17 protein-coding genes are annotated in these 18213 nt (G+C 32.5%); 11 read left to right on the forward strand and 6 right to left on the reverse strand.

Going from position 1 to position 18213, the window contains the following annotated elements; translation table 11 throughout:
- Positions 1 to 328 precede the first annotated feature (328 nt).
- Positions 329 to 907, forward strand: coding sequence for a glutathione peroxidase (locus K6T82_RS09790; RefSeq protein ID WP_223705756.1), 579 nt, complete (start codon positions 329 to 331; stop codon positions 905 to 907).
- A 256-nt stretch (positions 908 to 1163) separates the two neighbouring features.
- On the opposite strand, the gene K6T82_RS09795 is transcribed toward K6T82_RS09790, so the two are convergent.
- Positions 1164 to 1661 carry a GNAT family N-acetyltransferase gene (locus tag K6T82_RS09795; protein ID WP_223705757.1) on the reverse strand — a complete coding sequence of 166 codons (498 nt, stop codon included), beginning with the start codon at positions 1659 to 1661 and terminating at the stop codon, positions 1164 to 1166.
- A 15-nt stretch (positions 1662 to 1676) separates the two neighbouring features.
- Positions 1677 to 2852 carry a thioredoxin family protein gene (locus K6T82_RS09800; RefSeq protein WP_223705758.1) on the reverse strand — a complete coding sequence of 392 codons (1176 nt, stop codon included), beginning with the start codon at positions 2850 to 2852 and terminating at the stop codon, positions 1677 to 1679.
- A 177-nt stretch (positions 2853 to 3029) separates the two neighbouring features.
- Between K6T82_RS09800 and menD the strand changes: the two genes are divergently transcribed.
- Together menD and K6T82_RS09810 are read left to right on the forward strand one after the other, a co-directional pair.
- Complete coding sequence (gene menD, locus K6T82_RS09805) at positions 3030 to 4691, forward strand: 2-succinyl-5-enolpyruvyl-6-hydroxy-3-cyclohexene-1-carboxylic-acid synthase (RefSeq protein ID WP_223705759.1); 1662 nt, start codon at positions 3030 to 3032, stop codon at positions 4689 to 4691.
- A gap of 87 nt (positions 4692 to 4778) precedes the next feature.
- Positions 4779 to 5120, forward strand: coding sequence for a DUF2853 family protein (locus tag K6T82_RS09810; RefSeq protein WP_223705760.1), 342 nt, complete (start codon positions 4779 to 4781; stop codon positions 5118 to 5120).
- 60 nt (positions 5121 to 5180) lie between these two features.
- On the opposite strand, the gene K6T82_RS09815 is transcribed toward K6T82_RS09810, so the two are convergent.
- The gene (locus tag K6T82_RS09815) at positions 5181 to 6530 is read right to left on the reverse strand and encodes a M28 family metallopeptidase (protein ID WP_420828328.1); all 1350 of its coding nucleotides are present in this window, start codon (positions 6528 to 6530) and stop codon (positions 5181 to 5183) included.
- Between the two features lie 142 nt (positions 6531 to 6672).
- Here K6T82_RS09815 and K6T82_RS09820 point away from each other — a divergent pair, with 142 nt between their 5' ends.
- The 6 genes from K6T82_RS09820 to K6T82_RS09845 all read left to right on the forward strand — a co-directional run bounded on the left by K6T82_RS09820 (position 6673) and on the right by K6T82_RS09845 (position 13352).
- Positions 6673 to 7527: a CvfB family protein gene (locus K6T82_RS09820; protein WP_223705762.1), complete on the forward strand. Its 855-nt coding sequence runs from the start codon at positions 6673 to 6675 to the stop codon at positions 7525 to 7527.
- A gap of 775 nt (positions 7528 to 8302) precedes the next feature.
- Complete coding sequence (locus K6T82_RS09825) at positions 8303 to 9136, forward strand: 1,4-dihydroxy-2-naphthoyl-CoA synthase (protein WP_053473251.1); 834 nt, start codon at positions 8303 to 8305, stop codon at positions 9134 to 9136.
- An 89-nt stretch (positions 9137 to 9225) separates the two neighbouring features.
- Entirely contained in the window at positions 9226 to 10188 is a 963-nt protein-coding gene (gene menA, locus K6T82_RS09830) for a 1,4-dihydroxy-2-naphthoate octaprenyltransferase (protein WP_223705763.1), read from the forward strand.
- Between the two features lie 29 nt (positions 10189 to 10217).
- Entirely contained in the window at positions 10218 to 10895 is a 678-nt protein-coding gene (locus K6T82_RS09835) for a metal-dependent hydrolase (protein WP_223705764.1), read from the forward strand.
- A 210-nt stretch (positions 10896 to 11105) separates the two neighbouring features.
- The gene (locus K6T82_RS09840) at positions 11106 to 12308 is read left to right on the forward strand and encodes a tetratricopeptide repeat protein (protein WP_223706181.1); all 1203 of its coding nucleotides are present in this window, start codon (positions 11106 to 11108) and stop codon (positions 12306 to 12308) included.
- Between the two features lie 6 nt (positions 12309 to 12314).
- Positions 12315 to 13352, forward strand: coding sequence for an o-succinylbenzoate synthase (locus K6T82_RS09845; RefSeq protein ID WP_223705765.1), 1038 nt, complete (start codon positions 12315 to 12317; stop codon positions 13350 to 13352).
- A gap of 100 nt (positions 13353 to 13452) precedes the next feature.
- On the opposite strand, the gene K6T82_RS09850 is transcribed toward K6T82_RS09845, so the two are convergent.
- Together K6T82_RS09850 and K6T82_RS09855 are read right to left on the reverse strand one after the other, a co-directional pair.
- Positions 13453 to 13998, reverse strand: a complete 546-nt coding sequence (locus tag K6T82_RS09850) for a hypothetical protein (RefSeq protein ID WP_223705766.1) — start codon at positions 13996 to 13998, stop codon at positions 13453 to 13455.
- 15 nt (positions 13999 to 14013) lie between these two features.
- Positions 14014 to 14925: an OmpA family protein gene (locus K6T82_RS09855; RefSeq protein ID WP_223705767.1), complete on the reverse strand. Its 912-nt coding sequence runs from the start codon at positions 14923 to 14925 to the stop codon at positions 14014 to 14016.
- A gap of 184 nt (positions 14926 to 15109) precedes the next feature.
- Here K6T82_RS09855 and K6T82_RS09860 point away from each other — a divergent pair, with 184 nt between their 5' ends.
- A complete protein-coding gene (locus K6T82_RS09860; RefSeq protein WP_223705768.1) occupies positions 15110 to 15583 on the forward strand; it encodes a CYTH domain-containing protein in 474 nt (157 codons plus the stop codon).
- Between the two features lies 1 nt (position 15584).
- A complete protein-coding gene (locus K6T82_RS09865) occupies positions 15585 to 16553 on the forward strand; it encodes a YpdA family putative bacillithiol disulfide reductase (protein WP_223705769.1) in 969 nt (322 codons plus the stop codon).
- 77 nt (positions 16554 to 16630) lie between these two features.
- Here K6T82_RS09865 and K6T82_RS09870 read toward each other — a convergent pair whose 3' ends face one another.
- Positions 16631 to 18199, reverse strand: coding sequence for a protein adenylyltransferase SelO (locus K6T82_RS09870; RefSeq protein WP_223705770.1), 1569 nt, complete (start codon positions 18197 to 18199; stop codon positions 16631 to 16633).
- Between the last annotated feature and the right edge of the window lie 14 nt (positions 18200 to 18213).

Consider the following 18213-nt stretch of genomic DNA (forward strand, 5'->3'; position numbering starts at 1 on the left):
ATCCGAAGATTTTTTTAATATGTCACAACGATTACAAAGAGTTTAGATTAGAGAGATACAAGCCATTTGAAAATATTTTGAAGCAAGTTTGACATAATAGGGGTTAAAGAGATTTTCATCATAACCGGGGCATCAACTTTTTAAAGGTAAAAATATATAAAGATTGCATAATAATTAATTCATGGTTTGATTTGTTTGTATGGGGGGAAGCCTAACGTCTGATTAACGTTAGGCTTCATTTTTTATTTAACTTTTGATTGGCAAAAATTAAGACAACAAAATAGTTTTAATGAAATGGATTTTAGCTAATTTTATAAAAAATTATCAGATGAAAAATATAGCAATTTTAGTTTGCAGTGCATTATTTATGATTGCCTCGCAAGTTCAGGCTCAAACGAGCCATAAACCTAAAAAAGAAATTATGGCAAAACAAAACATTTACCAGTTTAAAGTAGAAGATTTATCAGGAGATACTTTTGACTTTGCATCTTTAAAAGGAAAAAAAATAATGATTGTCAATACCGCTTCAAAATGTGGATTAACACCTCAATACAAAGATTTGGAAGCAATCTACAAAGAGTATAAAGACAAAGGTTTCGTAATTGTTGGTTTCCCGGCAAACAATTTTGCTTCTCAGGAACCTGGAACAGCTAAAGAAATCGAAACATTCTGCCAACAAAATTACGGCGTAACTTTCCCGATGATGAACAAAGTTTCTGTTAAAGGAAGTGATATGTGTGAAGTTTATAAATTCCTTACCGAAAAATCAAAAAATGGTTTACAAGATTCTGAAGTAGAATGGAATTTTCAAAAATACCTAATTAATGAAAAAGGAGAATTAGTAAAGGTTATTAAACCAAAAACGTTACCAACTGATCCTGAAGTAATCAACTGGATAAAAAGTTAATCTTACTATCTAAACCCGAAAAATCCACAAATCTGAAAATTTCAAGTTTGTGGATTTTTTTTGTTCAGTGCTTACAAAGGGACAAAGGGACAAAGGGACAAAGGTTTGTTGAAATTAGTACTTACTTTTTTGTGATTTTATTTTTAAAGTATAAAACGCAACGATTTTATACGCTAAACTTATTGAAAACATAAAGTTCGCAAAGCTTTGAAAAAAAACTTTGCGAACTTTGCGTAAATCCTTGCGTTCTTTGCGGTTAAACCAAAATCAGCTGCATGAAAACCAAATCCAGCCAATGATCAAATTTATAACCGACTTCACGTATTGTTCCTGTAGCTACAAACCCGAATTTTTCATGAAAGGCAATACTTCCAGCATTGTCGGCATCTATGGCACCAATCATAACATGGTATCCTTGTTCCTTTGCTAGACGAATTAATTCAGTCAAAAGCTTAGAGCCAATTCCTTTTCCAATAATATTGTCAACTACATATACAGAATGTTCAATAGTATATTGGTAACCTATTTTTTCGCGAAACTGTCCGTAACTTCCAAAACCAACTACCTCACCATCTAGATCGGCTACAATAACTGGGAGATTTTTAGCCGTTTTATCCTCAAACCATTTTTGTTGTACTTCTAAAGTCTGTATTTCATAGCTATAATTAGCAGTGGTATGTAGAATGGAGTGATTTACAATCTCTAATATTTTTTGTAAATCGCCTTTTGTTGCTAGTCTTAAAATAATGCTCATTGGTAATTCTTGTAATTATTTTTTGTTTAGTTCTTTTAATAAAAGATCGGTTTCTTTAGAATCCCAATCCATTTCTTTTGCTATTGCTTTGGCATTTTTGGCATATTCTAAAGCTTTCTTTTTGTCTTTTATTTTGTTGTATAGCTTGGCTTCAAGCAAATTTCCATCATAAGAATTGTTAAGTTCTAAAGAATGATTGACCCAAAAAATGGCTTTTTTCAAGCTTTCGGTGTCATTAATATGCTTAAAATATGTATTTCCGATTTCTTTTAGAAAACTGGCGTCATTCCAAACTAGCTTTTGAGTGTCTTCTAAAGTTACCTTTTTATAAAAATCCCATTTTTCTGTTCTTTCTGCCAGCGTCAAATCATATTTAAAAACTAAAGAATCCGTTTTTTGAAGGTGTATAGATTTTGCAACTTCTCTTTGTTTATAATAATTGATAGTATCCAAATTATCAACCAACGGACGAAGTAATTCATTTACTATACTTTCAATTTTACGATCTATTCGATTTTGAGAAGCAACAGCAGCAAACTCTTTTTGATGATTTAAAACAAATTGAAATTCTCTTGATTTAATATCAGTTACACCATTTGCAATAACTCTCCAGTTTAATTCACTAACCAATTGTTTGTCAGATTGTGTATTTAGATAAGTATGCGTTGCTGGAGATAGTTCTGTTCTATCTTTCCCTTTTTTTAAAGTATTCAAATAAGTGAAAAATTTATCAGAATTACTAGGGTCTGACATAAACTCTTTCTCTAAAAACGGTAACTGCATCTTTGGATTTAAAGAATAATTCAATTCACTTAAAAATTCTGCCTTTTTCATTTCTCCTTTCAAAGCATAAATTAAATTTTCGTTTACATCTAAAAATAAAAAAGTCGGAAGTGATTTTGTATTGAATTTAGCTTTTAAAGCGATTCCTTCTTCTTTTTCAATATTTTTATAAGTACAGACAAAATTTTTACTTAAAAAATCTTTTACAGTCTGATCACTCAAAACTTCACTCTTCATCAAATTACAATGCGGACACCAATCTGCGTACAACATTACAAAAAGAGGTTTTCCTTCTTTTTTGGCCATTTCTAAAGCTGTCTTGTACGGAACATCAACAGGAACAAATTGATTTTGAGAAATTACAGTTTGAAAAGCAACAGATAAAAAAAGTATAAATAAGAAACGCATGTTAAGATTGGCTTTTAATAATTATTCGATTTTACAAATATATTTCCTTTTTCGGGAAACAGCCTTAATATATTCCTAATTATAATTTAAATGAACTGCGAAGTTTGTAACTTTGTAAGCAACAAGAAGAGAAATCAGATTGCCGATTTTCTCTAAAAAAAGTAATACACGACCAGAATGATTTACCCCAAAATAGCGCTTGCTCAAAGCATTATCGAGATTTTATCGGCCAAAGGCATTGTCAATATAATTATTTCTCCAGGATCAAGAAATGCACCTTTAACTATCGGATTTGCACAAAATCCAAATTTTAAATGTTACAGTATTGCAGACGAGCGCTGTGCCGCTTTTTTTGCTTTAGGAATTGCACAGCAAACCAAACAGCCAACAGCTGTCGTTTGTACTTCAGGATCAGCTTTGTTGAACTATTATCCAGCTTTAGCAGAGGCATTTTACAGCCAGATTCCCTTAATCGTTATTTCTGCCGATCGTCCGCAGAGTAAGATTGACATTGGCGATGGACAAACGATTCGTCAGGAAAATGTTTTTGCAAATCATTCTGTTTTCAATGCTAATCTGACGGAAGAAGCTTCAGAAGAAAATGATTTAAAAATCAATTTGGCAATTGAAACTTCGATCCGATTAAAAGGTCCGGTTCACATCAATGCTCCTTTTGAGGAACCATTGTACGAAACGACGGAAGAACTTTCTGTAAAGTCTAAAATTACAAATCAGGAAGAAGAAGTTGCTGTAAAATCAATTGAAAACATAGAAGAAATTGTTTCAATTTGGAACACTACAAAGCGAAAACTAATTTTAGTTGGAGTTAATGAAGCAAATGCTATTGATAAACAAATTATTGAAAATTTAGCTTCAGATCCTTCAGTTGTAGTTTTAACAGAAACGACTTCTAATTTACATCATCCCAATTTTATTAATTCAATAGATACTTTAATAACACCATTTGATGATTCTGATTTTAAAGAATTTAACCCTGAAGTTTTAGTCACTTTTGGAGGGATGGTAGTTTCAAAAAGAATTAAAGGATTTTTGAGAAAATACAAACCTAAACATCATTGGCATATCGATACTTTACGTGCCTATGATACATTTGGTGCATTGACAAAACATTTTGAAATGCAGCCAAATGATTTCTTTACTGATTTGCTTTCAAAAACTACTTTTGTAAAAAGTAAATACTTCCAAAATATTGACGCAGTTTACAAAGAAAGGTTAATTAAAAAAGAAAACTACTTAAATAAAATAGGATTTTCTGATTTCAAAGTATTTGAAAAAGTAATAGAATCTCTTCCAAAAAATAGCATTTTTCAAATTAGTAATAGTTCAGCAATTCGTTATGCTCAATTAATTGATATAGATGAGTCTATCGAAGTTTTCTGCAATCGTGGTACGAGCGGTATAGACGGAAGTACTTCAACAGCAATTGGAGCAGCTGTCGCAAATGAAAAACAAACGGTGTTCGTAACTGGTGATATTGGTTTTTTGTATGATAGTAATGCTTTGTGGAATTCTTATATTCCTAAAAACTTCAAAATTATTTTGGTGAATAATGGAGGAGGAGGAATTTTTAGGATTCTTCCAGGACATGAAGAAAAACCAGTTTTTAACACTTACTTTGAAACCTCGCACAACTTAACTGCCGAGCATTTAGCTAAGATGTATAAGATGAATTATTTCACTTCAAATGATGCTATTTCTCTGGAGAACGGATTGAAATCACTATATCAATCTGATGACGTGCCGTCAATTTTAGAGATTTTTACACCAACATTGGAGAATGATTTAATACTAAAACAATACTTTAAAAGTCTTTATTGATTTGAAAGAAAAATTGTGTTAAAATAATTGTTTTACTACTTCCTTTGCTCTATTTTTGGTTCAATAAAAACCACTTAATTTTATGTTATGAGTAAGAGAGAAGAATTAATTGAGAAGTACACTAAAGATTTGAAGGAAAAATGCGGGATTATTGCAGACGCCGATTTACTGAAGAAAATTACTATTGCTTGCGGGCCTGCAATTTACAATGATGACGCATCTACAGTTGCATCTTCACAACAATCTGAATTAGATACAGTAAAAAACAATTATTTAATTAAAAAATTAGGTTTAAAAGATGGTCCAGAATTAACTGCCGGAATTGATGTAGTTATGGAAAAATATGGTAAATCGAATAAGCACAAGTATAGAGCAGTAGTATATTATTTATTGACAGTGCATTTCAAAAAAGAAAGTATTTATAAATAATTTAATAAATAAAAAGCGCCTCGTAAAAAAGGCGCTTTTGTTATTTATGCATTCTTAATTTTATCGAATTGGAACTGGGAAAACAGGTAAACTTGCATGTCCTAAAGCATCTACAGTTTGTACAGCAAAGAAATAATTATCTTTTGAATAAGGAATTTCAATTTGCGTCTCTTTCACGAAAAATGTTTTTTCCCAATGAGAAGACGATGTTTCTCTCATTAAAACCTGATATCCATATTGAGCTTTTCCTTCTGGTGCAGACCAGATTAATGTAGAAGAATTGGATAGTTTTTTTACTTCAATCCCTACATTTTCGGGAGATTTCGGAGAGGAAGCTAAATTTGCCAATGTAGCAAGATTTGAACAGGTGTTTTTTCTCAAATACTCAAAGTCCATAAACTCTGCTAAATCTCCATATTTGATATTATTTTCTGTTCTTAAATCCTGATGCTGGTGATCAAAATTTTCATTCATCTCGCAATAACGAACCGCCGCAAATCCATTCTGACTAAATGGAGTATGATCTCCACCTCTCAAAAAGCGATCATTTCGATATACTAATTTTATTTTTAATTGATCGACGTATTGTTCTGTAACGGTTTTAATATATCTGGCTAATAATCTGGATGGACTATCATTTTCTCTGCTTGTCGCTTTTCTCATTTTTGCCTCTTCTTCTGTTTCGAGAAAAGGAATGGTCTCGCTAAAAATTCTAACTTGAGTATTATCTCTCAAATTAGTATCGCTAGATAAGCTATTTCCAATCATATCATTGTTCAGCATCGCTATAAGATTCCAATTCGATTGTTTTGCGGTCTCTGCAAGATGTCTCGCACCAATTAAACCTTGTTCTTCACCAACTACAGCAACAAATATTATGGTGGCAGAAAAAGATCTTTTACTCATAACTCTTGCTAATTCAATCACAGCCGCAACACCAGAACCGTCGTCATTTGCACCTGGAGCATTAGATTTTACATTCATAACATCAGTAACTCTGGAGTCGAGATGTCCGCTTATGACGATAACACGATTATCAGCAGGGTCTGTGCCTTGTAAGGTTGCCATAACGTTTCCTAACTGGCTGTCGACTGGAATTCTTTTTCCATCAGCTTTTGCAGTAAAATAATCAATTTTTGCAGTTAATCTTCCATTTGATTCTAGCGCAAATTTGTCGAATTCTGATTTAACCCATTGTTGTGCTGCACCAATACCTTTTGTTTTACTTTTGGTATCGCTCAAGGTATGTCGTGTGCCAAAAGAAACTAATTTATGAACTGTAGCTTCAAGGTTTTCTGTTTTAATTTCGCTGATCATTTTTTTAATTTCCGGATCTTCAGTAACTTGGGAAAAAGAGATTTGGGTAAAAAATAAAAAGACAAAAGAGGAATAAAAAAATGTTTTCTTCATTGATTTGGAATTAATTATAGATTCTCAAATTTAAATAAAAAGCATAAATCAATTAGTTGCTAAAGCTTCTTTTTTTATACAAAACATTTTTCGGTTTCCCATTTTCAAACTTCGTACATTTGCATCTTAGAATTTTATGAATATGTTAGAAATAGGAAAATACAATACCTTAACTATATTACGTGATACCAAAGTTGGTTTGTTTTTAGGAAATCCTGAAAATGATCCTGAAGGAATTCATGATGTTTTACTTCCGAACAAATATGTACCAAAAGTGTTTGAAATTGGAGAAGAACTGATCGTTTTCGTTTACTTGGATCACGAACAACGACCTGTTGCAACGACTTTAGTTCCTTATATTTTATTGAATGAATTTGCGCTTCTGAGAGTAAATTATATCAATAATGTAGGTGCTTTTATGGATTGGGGAATGGAAAAAGATATTCTTGTTCCGTTTAAAGAACAAGCGCGTCCGATGGAAAAAGGAAAACGCTATTTGGTTTATTTGTACATGGATAAGCAAACCAATCGTTTGGTAGCTTCTAGCAAAACCAATCAGTTTTTGAGTAACGATCAGTTGACGGTAGAAAAAGGAGAAGAAGTCGATTTAATAGTTTCTCATATTACCGATATGGGAATCAATGTGATTATAAATGAGAAGCACAAAGGACTTTTATACAAAGACGAAGTGTATGATGACTCCATAAGAACTGGTGACAGAATGCGTGGTTTTATCAAAAACATTCGCCCAGATAATAAAATCGATGTTGCAATTCAAGCACAAGGATTTGAAAGTATTGAGCCAAATGCAGAAAAAATCCTTAGTGAACTAAGAGCAAGTAGAGGTTTTCTTCGTTTAAATGATAATTCGCATCCCGAAGACATCAAAACAGTTTTGAAAATGAGTAAAAAGTCGTTCAAAAAAGCGATTGGATCTTTATACAAAGAAAAACTCATTGAAATTAAGGAGGATGGAATTTATCTTGTAAAAGAATAAAGATCTGATATTGCAATGTTTAAATTCCAAATTCCAATAGAAGTTTGGAATTTGGAATTTGAGATTTGAAAATTAGTATAACACAAAAGGCTGCCCATTACGAGCAGCCTTTCGCTTTTTATTCTAGTTTTAAAAAAAATTGTAATTAAAAAAAAACAGAAATAAAATAATTCGAATCCATCTCAGAACAATAGCTTTACGTATTTTTGAAATTATTCTATTGATGGGTATGTCTTTTAAACAATCATGCACCTATCTTAAAAGCAAAAATAAAATTTCACGGCTTAATCCATTGGTTGATAAAATAACTTTTAGAAAGTGTGAATTAGTAGTTTTTCCTCTTTTTCGTTATCATTCATATACTAATTATAGATACAATTCTAACTTTTAACCGTAGGTGTTACTTTTTTCTTTTTGAAGTTTCGACAAACACATAAATCATTTGCTCTTTAATTTGAGGTTTGTTACTTAAAACCCTAAAAAATTGAGCGACAAATTTTTTAAATTTTCTCAAAAAAATCATTTTTTAGGTTAATAAATCAGTGAAAGAAAATCAATCCGAAATCATTAAAATAAAATGTATCTCATTGATTTCTAGGGTGTAAAATTAATTATTATTTTTCTAAACTAATGTTAAAAAATGTTATTTTTTGTAAGGAAATACCAATTGTTAACATTCGAGCTTAATTTAGCAAAGACTTGAAGCGATTTGAGTAGGTAAAATAGTAAAAATGCGTTATTTTTACACTATAATTATTAAAACAGAAAAATCAAAATGGATTGGATTACAGCCAGAGAATTTGAAGATATAACTTATAAGAAATGCAACGGAGTAGCGAGAATAGCCTTTAACAGACCAAATGTTAGAAATGCATTCCGTCCTAAAACTACTTCAGAATTATACCAAGCTTTTTATGATGCCCAAGAAGATACTTCGATAGGAGTTGTTTTACTTTCTGCAGAAGGACCTTCAACAAAAGATGGAGTTTATTCTTTCTGCAGCGGCGGAGACCAAAATGCACGTGGACACCAAGGATACGTTGGTGAAGATGGTCAGCATCGTTTAAATATTCTAGAAGTACAGCGTTTAATTCGCTTTATGCCTAAAGTAGTTATTGCAGTAGTTCCAGGATGGGCTGTAGGTGGCGGACATAGTTTGCATGTGGTTTGCGATATGACACTTGCCAGTAAAGAACACGCTATTTTTAAACAAACAGATGCAGATGTAACAAGTTTTGATGGCGGTTACGGATCTGCATATTTGGCTAAAATGGTAGGGCAGAAAAAAGCTCGTGAAATTTTCTTTTTAGGTAGAAATTATTCTGCTCAAGAAGCCTTCGAAATGGGAATGGTCAATGCTGTAATTCCTCATGATGAATTGGAAGCAACTGCTTACGAATGGGCACAGGAAATTCTTCAGAAATCACCAACTTCTATAAAAATGCTAAAATTTGCTATGAACTTAACAGACGACGGTATGGTCGGTCAACAGGTTTTTGCAGGAGAAGCAACTCGTTTGGCTTACATGACGGAAGAGGCTAAAGAAGGAAGAAATGCTTTCTTGGAAAAAAGAAAGCCAAATTTCGGTGAAAACAAATGGTTACCATAAATTAAAAAGTTATAAAGTTTCAAGTTTCAGGTTCCAAGTTGACAACCTGAAACTTGAAACATGAAACAAAAAAAACTAAATTTTAAAGAATGAAACATTGGATTGAAGCCGCTAGACTGCGCACATTACCTTTATCAGTTTCTGGAATTATTGTTGGAAGTATTTATGCTTTATCAAATCCAACAGAAACTATTAATACACCGACAGAAGTTTTTAGCTGGAAAGTTTTTGGCTTTGCACTTTTGACAACTTTAGGTCTTCAGGTTTTATCAAACTTTGCCAATGATTATGGAGATGGTGTAAAAGGTACAGATAATGCTGATAGAGTAGGACCACAACGTGCTATTCAGAGTGGTGTTATTACGCCTCAAGCGATGAAAAAAGCCATTATTATTACATCATTATTAACTTTGTTGTCTGCGATTATCTTAATTTATCTTGCTTTCGGACAAGAAAATTTTGGATATTCCGTCTTTTTTCTTTTGTTAGGCATTGCAGCTATTGCATCTGCAATTCGCTACACAGTTGGAAATTCAGCTTACGGCTATAGAGGTTTTGGAGATCTCTTCGTTTTCATTTTCTTCGGATTGGTGAGCACATTAGGTGTAAACTTTTTGTATGCAAAAGAAGTAGATCCACTTTTAATTCTTCCAGCAATATCTATCGGATTATTGAGTGTTGGTGTCTTAAACTTGAATAATATGCGCGATCAGGAATCGGATAAAAAGTCTGGAAAAAATACAATTGTGGTTCAAATTGGAGCACAAAAAGCTAAAAATTATCATTTTTTCCTAATCATTACGGCAATGGTTTTGGTAGTTGTTTTTGCTATTTTGAGTGATTACAATTTTGATCAGTATTTATTCTTATTGGCTTATATTCCTTTAACAAAGCATTTAATTACGGTTTATCAAAATCAAGATCCTAAATTATTAGATCCAGAATTGAAAAAATTGGCACTTAGCACTTTTTTACTTTCAATATTACTTACAGTTTGTATGATTTCCTTGATTTCAGACATTATTGTAAACCTCTTTTTAGGAGGAAGATAAAACAACGTTAAACTTAAAAAGGTAACAAAATGAAAATTACATTTTACGGACATGCTTCATTAGGAATTGAAGTAGGAGGAAAACATATAATTGTGGATCCGTTTATTACAGGAAATCCACAAGCTGCGGCAATTGATATTACTACATTAAAAGCCGATTATATTTTACTAACACATGCACATGGTGATCATGTTTTAGACGTTGAAGCCATTGCAAAAAATACAAATGCGGTTATTGTTTCAAACGCTGAGATCGCAAGTTATTATGCAAAAAAAGGATTCAATTCTCACCCGATGAATCACGGAGGAAGCTGGAAATTCGATTTTGGTAAAGTAAAATATGTAAACGCAATTCATTCAAGCAGTTTTCCTGACGGATCTTACGGAGGAAATCCTGGAGGATTTGTGATAGAAGGCGAACACAAAAATATTTACATCGCTGGAGATACCGCACTGACTTATGATATGAAATTAATTCCGCTTCGTACAGAGCTGGATTTAGTAATTCTTCCAATTGGAAATAATTTTACCATGGACGTTGAAGATGCTATTATTGCTTCAGATTTTGTAGAATGTGATAAAATTTTAGGATATCATTTTGACACTTTCGGTTATATCGAAATCAATCATGAAGAAGCTATTCGTAAATTTTTCGACAAAGGAAAAGATTTGATGCTTTTAGCAATCGGCGAATCAATCGAATTATAATAAGGAGCTAATCCCGCTATCCGCTATATCTTTTGTGTTCTAGTTAAAGAAACTAGACCACAAAAGGATATCGCTTCTATCGGGGCTAGGGCACTCAGTTTCACAAGAAAGTTATTGGCACAATCTATGTTATTGGAATATCTGAGTTTTAAAAATTAAAAATCATTTTAATCTGTGAAATCTGTGGCAACTAAAGCATCATCACAAAAAATAACTTTCAAAAAAATATTTCTATCTTTTTTAATTACCTTTTCTTTTAGTGCTTTCGCTCAAAAAGACGGTTATTGGGACAAGGAGCGTGCTACAACCAAAGAAATTATGGTTCCAGCAAGAGATAGAATTGCAATTCCAACAGAAGATCTACCCGTTGGAACTACAGAAATCGTTTACCGAATCACACTTCTAGACAAAAATCAGGAAATGGCAAATAGCCTTGTTTCTTTGTTAAAAGCAATTCCGGATCCAACAGGAGTAAGTCAGGGATCTGCCGGAGCAGTTTTTTTAATGTCTAAAATTTCAGGTGACGATCAATGTACTTATTCGATTTTTACATCAAATGAAAATGCCAAAAAATATATTGCTGATGGTAAAATTGATAAAGCTTGCTACTCTCAGGCAGAACCAGTTAGTAAAGATGCCAAGCGATTATCTGTTAATAGATCTTCATGTTTAAAAGAAAATATCAGCACAATTTGGTTTGGTTTTGAAAGCAAAAACTGGATTTTGAGCCAAAAAGTAGTTTTAGAAGTTGTGCCTTGGGTAGACACAAAATTAAGTCGTGGCTGGAATCAGGACAATAAAAATGAAATTATAAGTTTATGTAAAACATCAACAATGGCTCAGAAAATGGCTAATTCTGATGATTTTTGTGTTTGTATTTTAAATAAGATTATGAAACAATATCGCTACGATGAGTTTCAGAAATTACTTGCCGTAGAAAAGACAAAGATCTACAAAGATTTTGGAAATGCATGTTATAAAGATGCTGATATTTCTAAAAATGTCTTCAATGATTTAAGAACGCAAGCCGCTTCATTAATTAAAACTCAAAAATATAACGAGGCCATTCCAAAATTAAATACAATCGTAAACGAGGGAAAAGCAACGGCCTTAGATTACAACTCACTTGGCTATTGTTATATTTTGACAAAACAATATGCAAAAGCCTTAAAAGTATTATTGGAAGGAGAAAAACTGGATGATACTGAACTATTGATTAAATTAAATTTGGCACATACCTATTTGGTCAGTGATGATTATAGTGCAGCCAAAGCGATTTACAAAAAATATCAGACTCAAAACGTGACAGATAGTTTAAGTTGGATAGCTAAGACAAAATTAGATTTTGCAGTTTTTGAAAAAGCTGGTCTTCCGTCTAAAGATTTTGAAAGAATATTAAAACTTTATAACTAAACCCAATTGAAAGCTTCATATCATAAATATTTACTCGAATTTAAAAGACCTTCTGGAACTTCAAGAGGAGTAATGACCGAAAAAGAAACTTGGTTTATAATCTTAGAAGAAAATGGTAAGAAAGGAATTGGAGAGTGTGGTATTTTAAGAAGTTTAAGTGCTGATGATCGTCCTGATTACGAAGAAAAACTAAAATGGACTTGCGATAATATCCATTTAGGAGAAACGGCACTTTGGAATGCCTTATTAGAGTTCCCGTCTATTCAATTTGGAGTAGAAATGGCTTTTTTATCTTTAAAAAGTGAAAATCAATTTGTTTTATTTCCATCCGATTTTACTAAAGAATCAAGTTCGATTCCGATAAATGGTTTGGTTTGGATGGGGGAAGCTTCTTTTATGAAAGAGCAAATTGAAGAAAAATTAGCAACCGGATTCAATTGCATAAAACTTAAAATTGGAGCAATTGATTTTCAAAAAGAATTGGAATTATTGCAGTTTATTAGGAGTCATTTTTCTGCCAAGCAGATTGAAATTAGGGTAGATGCAAATGGTGCTTTTTCTTTAGAAGAAGCTTTAGGTAAATTACATCAATTGAATCAATTTCAGCTTCATAGCATTGAACAGCCAATTAAAAAAGGTAATATTTTGAAAATGGCTCAACTTTGTAAAGAGACTCCATTTCCCATTGCTTTAGATGAAGAGTTGATCGGTGTATTTTCATTCCAAGAAAAAGAAAAATTATTACAAGAAATAAAGCCACAATACATTATTTTAAAACCAAGTTTTATCGGAGGTTTTAAAGGAACGAAAGAGTGGATTGATTTAGCAGATAAATACAATATTGGCTGGTGGATTACATCGGCATTAGAAAGTAATATTGGACTAAATGCTATTGCACAATGGACATTTACCTTGAATTCTAGAATGCCTCAAGGACTAGGAACAGGAGCGCTTTATACGAATAATATAGATTGTCCACTAAAAGTTGAAAACGGTCAGCTTTGGTATGATAAAACTAAAAAATGGCAAGAAGATTTTTTGTAATAAAGTTACAAAGGGACAGAGTTACAAAGGGACAAAGGATTTCTTTGAGGATTTAAACCTCTGTTCCTTTGTCCCTTTGCTACTTTGAACCTTTATTTAGTTACTCTTTTCCTCCTAAAAGACTATTTTGCCAATCTTTTAACTCCTGCCATTTTCCCTGATAAGCCAGTAAAGCTTGTCTTGCCCATGTACTAGGATTATGAATAGCATAATTTTCTCCTCCAGAATCCAAAATCGATTGCAGTTTTTCTGTAGATGCTTCGGAAAGTTCGTACCATGTTTTTATGCCAGCATTATTAAATAAAGCTTCGATTTTTGGACCAATTCCTTCCACAATTTTCAAATCATTTTCTTTTATTTTTTTTCCTAAAACAGTTGCTGCCAAATCGCTGTCAAAAGGAATTAGCGTTGGAGCACTGGCTGTAAATGATTGTGGAGCTATATTTGTTTTTGCTGCCAAATCAGCTTCAAGCGTAGAAATTCTAGCATTCAAATTTCTAGTGTTTGCTTTGCAGGCATCCAAGTCAGCTTGTAAGGACAATGCAAGTGAATCATCATTTTTAGAGTTCATTTTTCCTAGTAAATAACCTAAAATTCCACAAATAAGGCCTACTAGAGCAGGTATTAAGATACAAGGTATATTCATGATCGTATGTTTTAATTATTTAATTGTAATGACTGTTCTTCGATTTGTTGCTTTTCCTTCTTCCGTTGCATTATCACCTACTGGCTCGTCAGGACCTTTAGATGATGTTTCAATTCTAGCTGCGTCGATTCCGTTTTTTGAAAGGTAATCTTTAGAAAAATCAGCTCTTTTTTGGCCTAGAATAATATTAGAATCGCGATTTCCAACATTGTCAGAATGACCAACAGCGACTACAACAGCATCTTTGACGTTCTCTAAATATTTAGCAATATTGGATACTTTTTGTTTCTCAGCATCACTTAAAGTTTGACGTGATTTATTGGTATTAAAATGAAGAATTAAAGGGTCTGCATTAATTTTTTCTTTCAATGCGGTCCATTCGTCATTTGTAGCTGAAGAAGAGTCAATTGTTTCGAAAGTATAATCTGCAGGACCAAGAAGTGTGTCGCCACTCATTTTCCATGTGTCAATAATTTTTCCGATTGTATTGAATTGATTTTCAGACATTCCTTTTGAAACAAAATAATTCTTGACATCATTTGCTCTCGCTAAACCAAGATTTTCAAAGGTTGTAGAATTCGTTTCGTCTGATGTGGCGTAACCCGTAATCGTAACTTTCTGTTTGGGATTTGTAGTTAAGAAAGCTTTTAATTTTTCGACACCTGTCGTTACAGAATCACTTACAGGCATTATTAGTATTGCACTGTTTTTAAGGAACTTGAGATTATCATGAGTCTGATATTCAATTCCCGAACCATTTAATACAAACGGAACAAAATTTGGCTCTTGAACAGCTGGGGAAACTATTTTAGGAGCATCATCCGTTGTTGTTTTTTCATAGCAGTTGCAGCAAAATTTTAGATATAAAAAAGTACCTAAAATAATGGTTATCGCAATGCCTAATAGATAACTTACTTTTTTAGACATAGATGATGAGTTTAGATTCTTTCAAATTTAACTAAAAAATTAATACGTAACATATTAATAATCAGTTATTTTATTGCTTGTTGTTTGTGTTTTAAAAAGTGAATTAACATATTTTTGAATTTGTTATTTTTTAACCTCTTGATTAAATTGAGTAACTTGCATAAAAAATAATGCATATTAAAAAATGGTTGAAATAGAAAGAAAATTTCTGGTCAAATCTGACGAATTCAAAAATCAGGCTTTTGCTCAAAATAAGATTGCTCAAGGTTATTTGAGTTCTGTTCCTGAGCGTACAGTGAGGGTTAGGATAAAAGGTCATAAAGGTTTTATAACCATAAAAGGGATAAGTCATAGTGGTGGCATGTCTCGTTTTGAATGGGAAAATGAAATTCCGTTGGATGAAGCACAGGAACTTTTAAAGCTTTGTGAGAAAGGAAAGATCGAAAAAACACGTTACGAAATAAAATCAGGAGTTCATGTTTATGAAGTAGATGAATTTTATGGAGAAAATGAAGGCTTAATAATGGCGGAAATTGAATTAAACGCTGAAGATGAAGCTTTTGAAAAACCAGAATGGCTTGGTGAAGAAGTGACTAATGATGAAAGATATTATAATGCCTATTTGAGTAAAAATCCCTTTAAAGACTGGCAAAAATAAAATGACAGAATCAATATACGACCTTGTTATAGTAGGGGGCGGACCAATTGGACTTGCCTGTGCAATAGAAGCTGAAAAGAAAAAATTAAATTACTTAATTATAGAAAAAGGTGCCATTGTCAACAGTATTTTTAACTATCCGTTGTACATGACCTTTTTTTCGACTGCAGAAAGATTAGAAATTGGCGAAATTCCGTTTAATTGTCTTGCTCCAAAACCTGGGCGTCAGGAAGCTTTAGAATATTATAGAAACATTCATCGCTATTTTAAATTCAATATTAATTTATTCGAGAAAGTTCTTAATGTTGATAAGAATAACGGAATTTTTAAAATTGGAACTGATAAACGCAATTATGAAGCTACAAATGTTGTCATTGCAACTGGTTTCTACGATATTCCGATACAAATGAATGTTTTAGGCGAAAGTTTACCGAAAGTAAGGCATTATTATAAAGAAGCACATGAATATGCTTTTAGAAAAGTTTTGGTTGTTGGAGCCAATAATTCTTCTGTAGATGCAGCTTTGGAATGTTGGAGAAAAGGCGCTGACGTTACAATGGTTATTCGTAAAAACGAAATCAATAATCGTGTGAAATATTGGGTAAAACCTGATGTAGAAAATCGTATTGCTGAAGGAAGTATTAAAGCTTATTTTGAATCTAATATAACTGAAATTCGTGAAAATGAAGTTGAAATTGAAACTCCAAACGGAAAGGTTACAATAGAAAATGATTTTGTTCTAGCTTTAACAGGTTATAAACCTGATTTGAATTTTCTAGAGAAAATGGGAATCCAGCTTTCTGATGATGAATTAAAAATTCCAGTTTATAATCCAGAGACCATGGAAACGAACATAGAAGGTTTATTTCTTGCTGGTGTAGTTTGTGGTGGAATGCAGACACACAAATGGTTTATAGAAAACTCAAGAATTCATGCTAATTTGATTGTAGATTATATTTGCTCGAAATAAATCTAAAAAGCATTTCGACTTCGCTCAATGTGACAAAAGGATGTCAGTTCGAGCGGAGTCGAGAACCTTTAATTAGTTTAAGAACTACAAGACAGCATTGAGCATCCGACATTCGTTCTTGCCCAATCTGGACGTTTTGCAAACCATTTTTCAGATTCTGGCTGTTCATCATATGGATTTTTCAGAAGCTGAAAGAATTCATCAACTAGAAAATAATCTTCTTTATCAGCAGCATCAATTGCCAATTGTGCCATATAGTTTCTCAATACATATTTCGGATTAATAGCATTCATTTTAATTACTCTTTCTTCATCTGAAAGTATTTCCGAATTCAATCTCTTCAAGTAAACTGAAAGCCATTTTTGCCAAGCATCCAAAATTTGCTCTTTTATTTCTTCTGGAAGATAAAAAGCGAATTCAATCTTTCTAAAAGCTTCTTCAACAGAATCCTCTTTTTTGACTTGACTTAAATTTCTAAAAAATATCGTCATGTCCGTTTCTGATAATTGTAAAATTTCTTCTAAACCTTTAATTATTTTATCATCAGTTTCACTTGAAGTAAATAAACCTAATTTACTTAAAAACATTGCTTTATAATCTTTTTCAAAGTTATTCATGAAAGAGTCGAGAATCTTTTCCAACGGTGCCGCTTCGTTTACTAATGGATAAAGTGCATTGGCTAATTGAAACAAATTCCATTGTGCAACTGAAGGCTGATTTCCGAAACGATATCTTCTATTTTGACTGTCTGTAGTATTAGGTGTCCAATTAGGATCATAATTTTCCAGCCATCCGTACGGACCATAATCAATCGTGATTCCGTGAATTGACATATTATCAGTATTCATTACACCGTGTACAAATCCTACACGTTGCCAATGTACTATCATTTCACGAGTCGTGTCTGCCACTTTTTGAAAAAACTGAATATATTGTTCTTTTGGTTCTCCTGTAATTTCAGGAAAATAATGTTTGATGGTAAACTCTACGAATTGCTTCAGATTTTTAAGTTCATTTCTGGCTGTAAGCATTTCAAAACTTCCAAAACGAATAAAGGAAGGAGCGACTCTAGCAACAATAGCGCCTTTTTCATAAGCAGGATTTCCATTATACAAAACATCTCTCAAAACTTGGTCTCCAGAAAGAATTAAGGAAAGTGACCTTGTAGTTGGAACTCCCAAATAATGCATTGCTTCTGCACATAAATATTCTCTGATTGAAGAACGCAAAACAGCTAAACCGTCTGCCGTTCTAGAGTAAGGTGTTTTTCCTGCGCCTTTTAATTGTAGTGTATAAAACTGATTATTATTTTCGACTTCAGTCAAATTGATTGCACGGCCATCTCCTAACTGTCCAGCCCAGTTTCCAAATTGATGTCCGGCATAACACATAGCAAAAGGTTGTGTTTCAGGATAGATTTCTTTTCCTGAAAAGGTATTCAGAAATTCTTCAGACCGAATTTCGTCTTTAGAAATTCCGACCAATTCAGCGACTTCTTCAGAAGCATGAACCAATTTTGGATTGGATGGTTTTGTTGGATTTACAAAAGAAAACAGCGTGTTTTTTACCTGACGAACTTCATTCGTTAATTCAGGATCGGTCGGTAATTCTGCCGTAAATCGATTATTTATTTTTAAGTTTTTCATTTTATTGTGTTGTT

The sequence above is a fragment of the Flavobacterium potami genome, assembly GCF_020026915.1.
Taxonomy (GTDB): domain Bacteria; phylum Bacteroidota; class Bacteroidia; order Flavobacteriales; family Flavobacteriaceae; genus Flavobacterium; species Flavobacterium potami.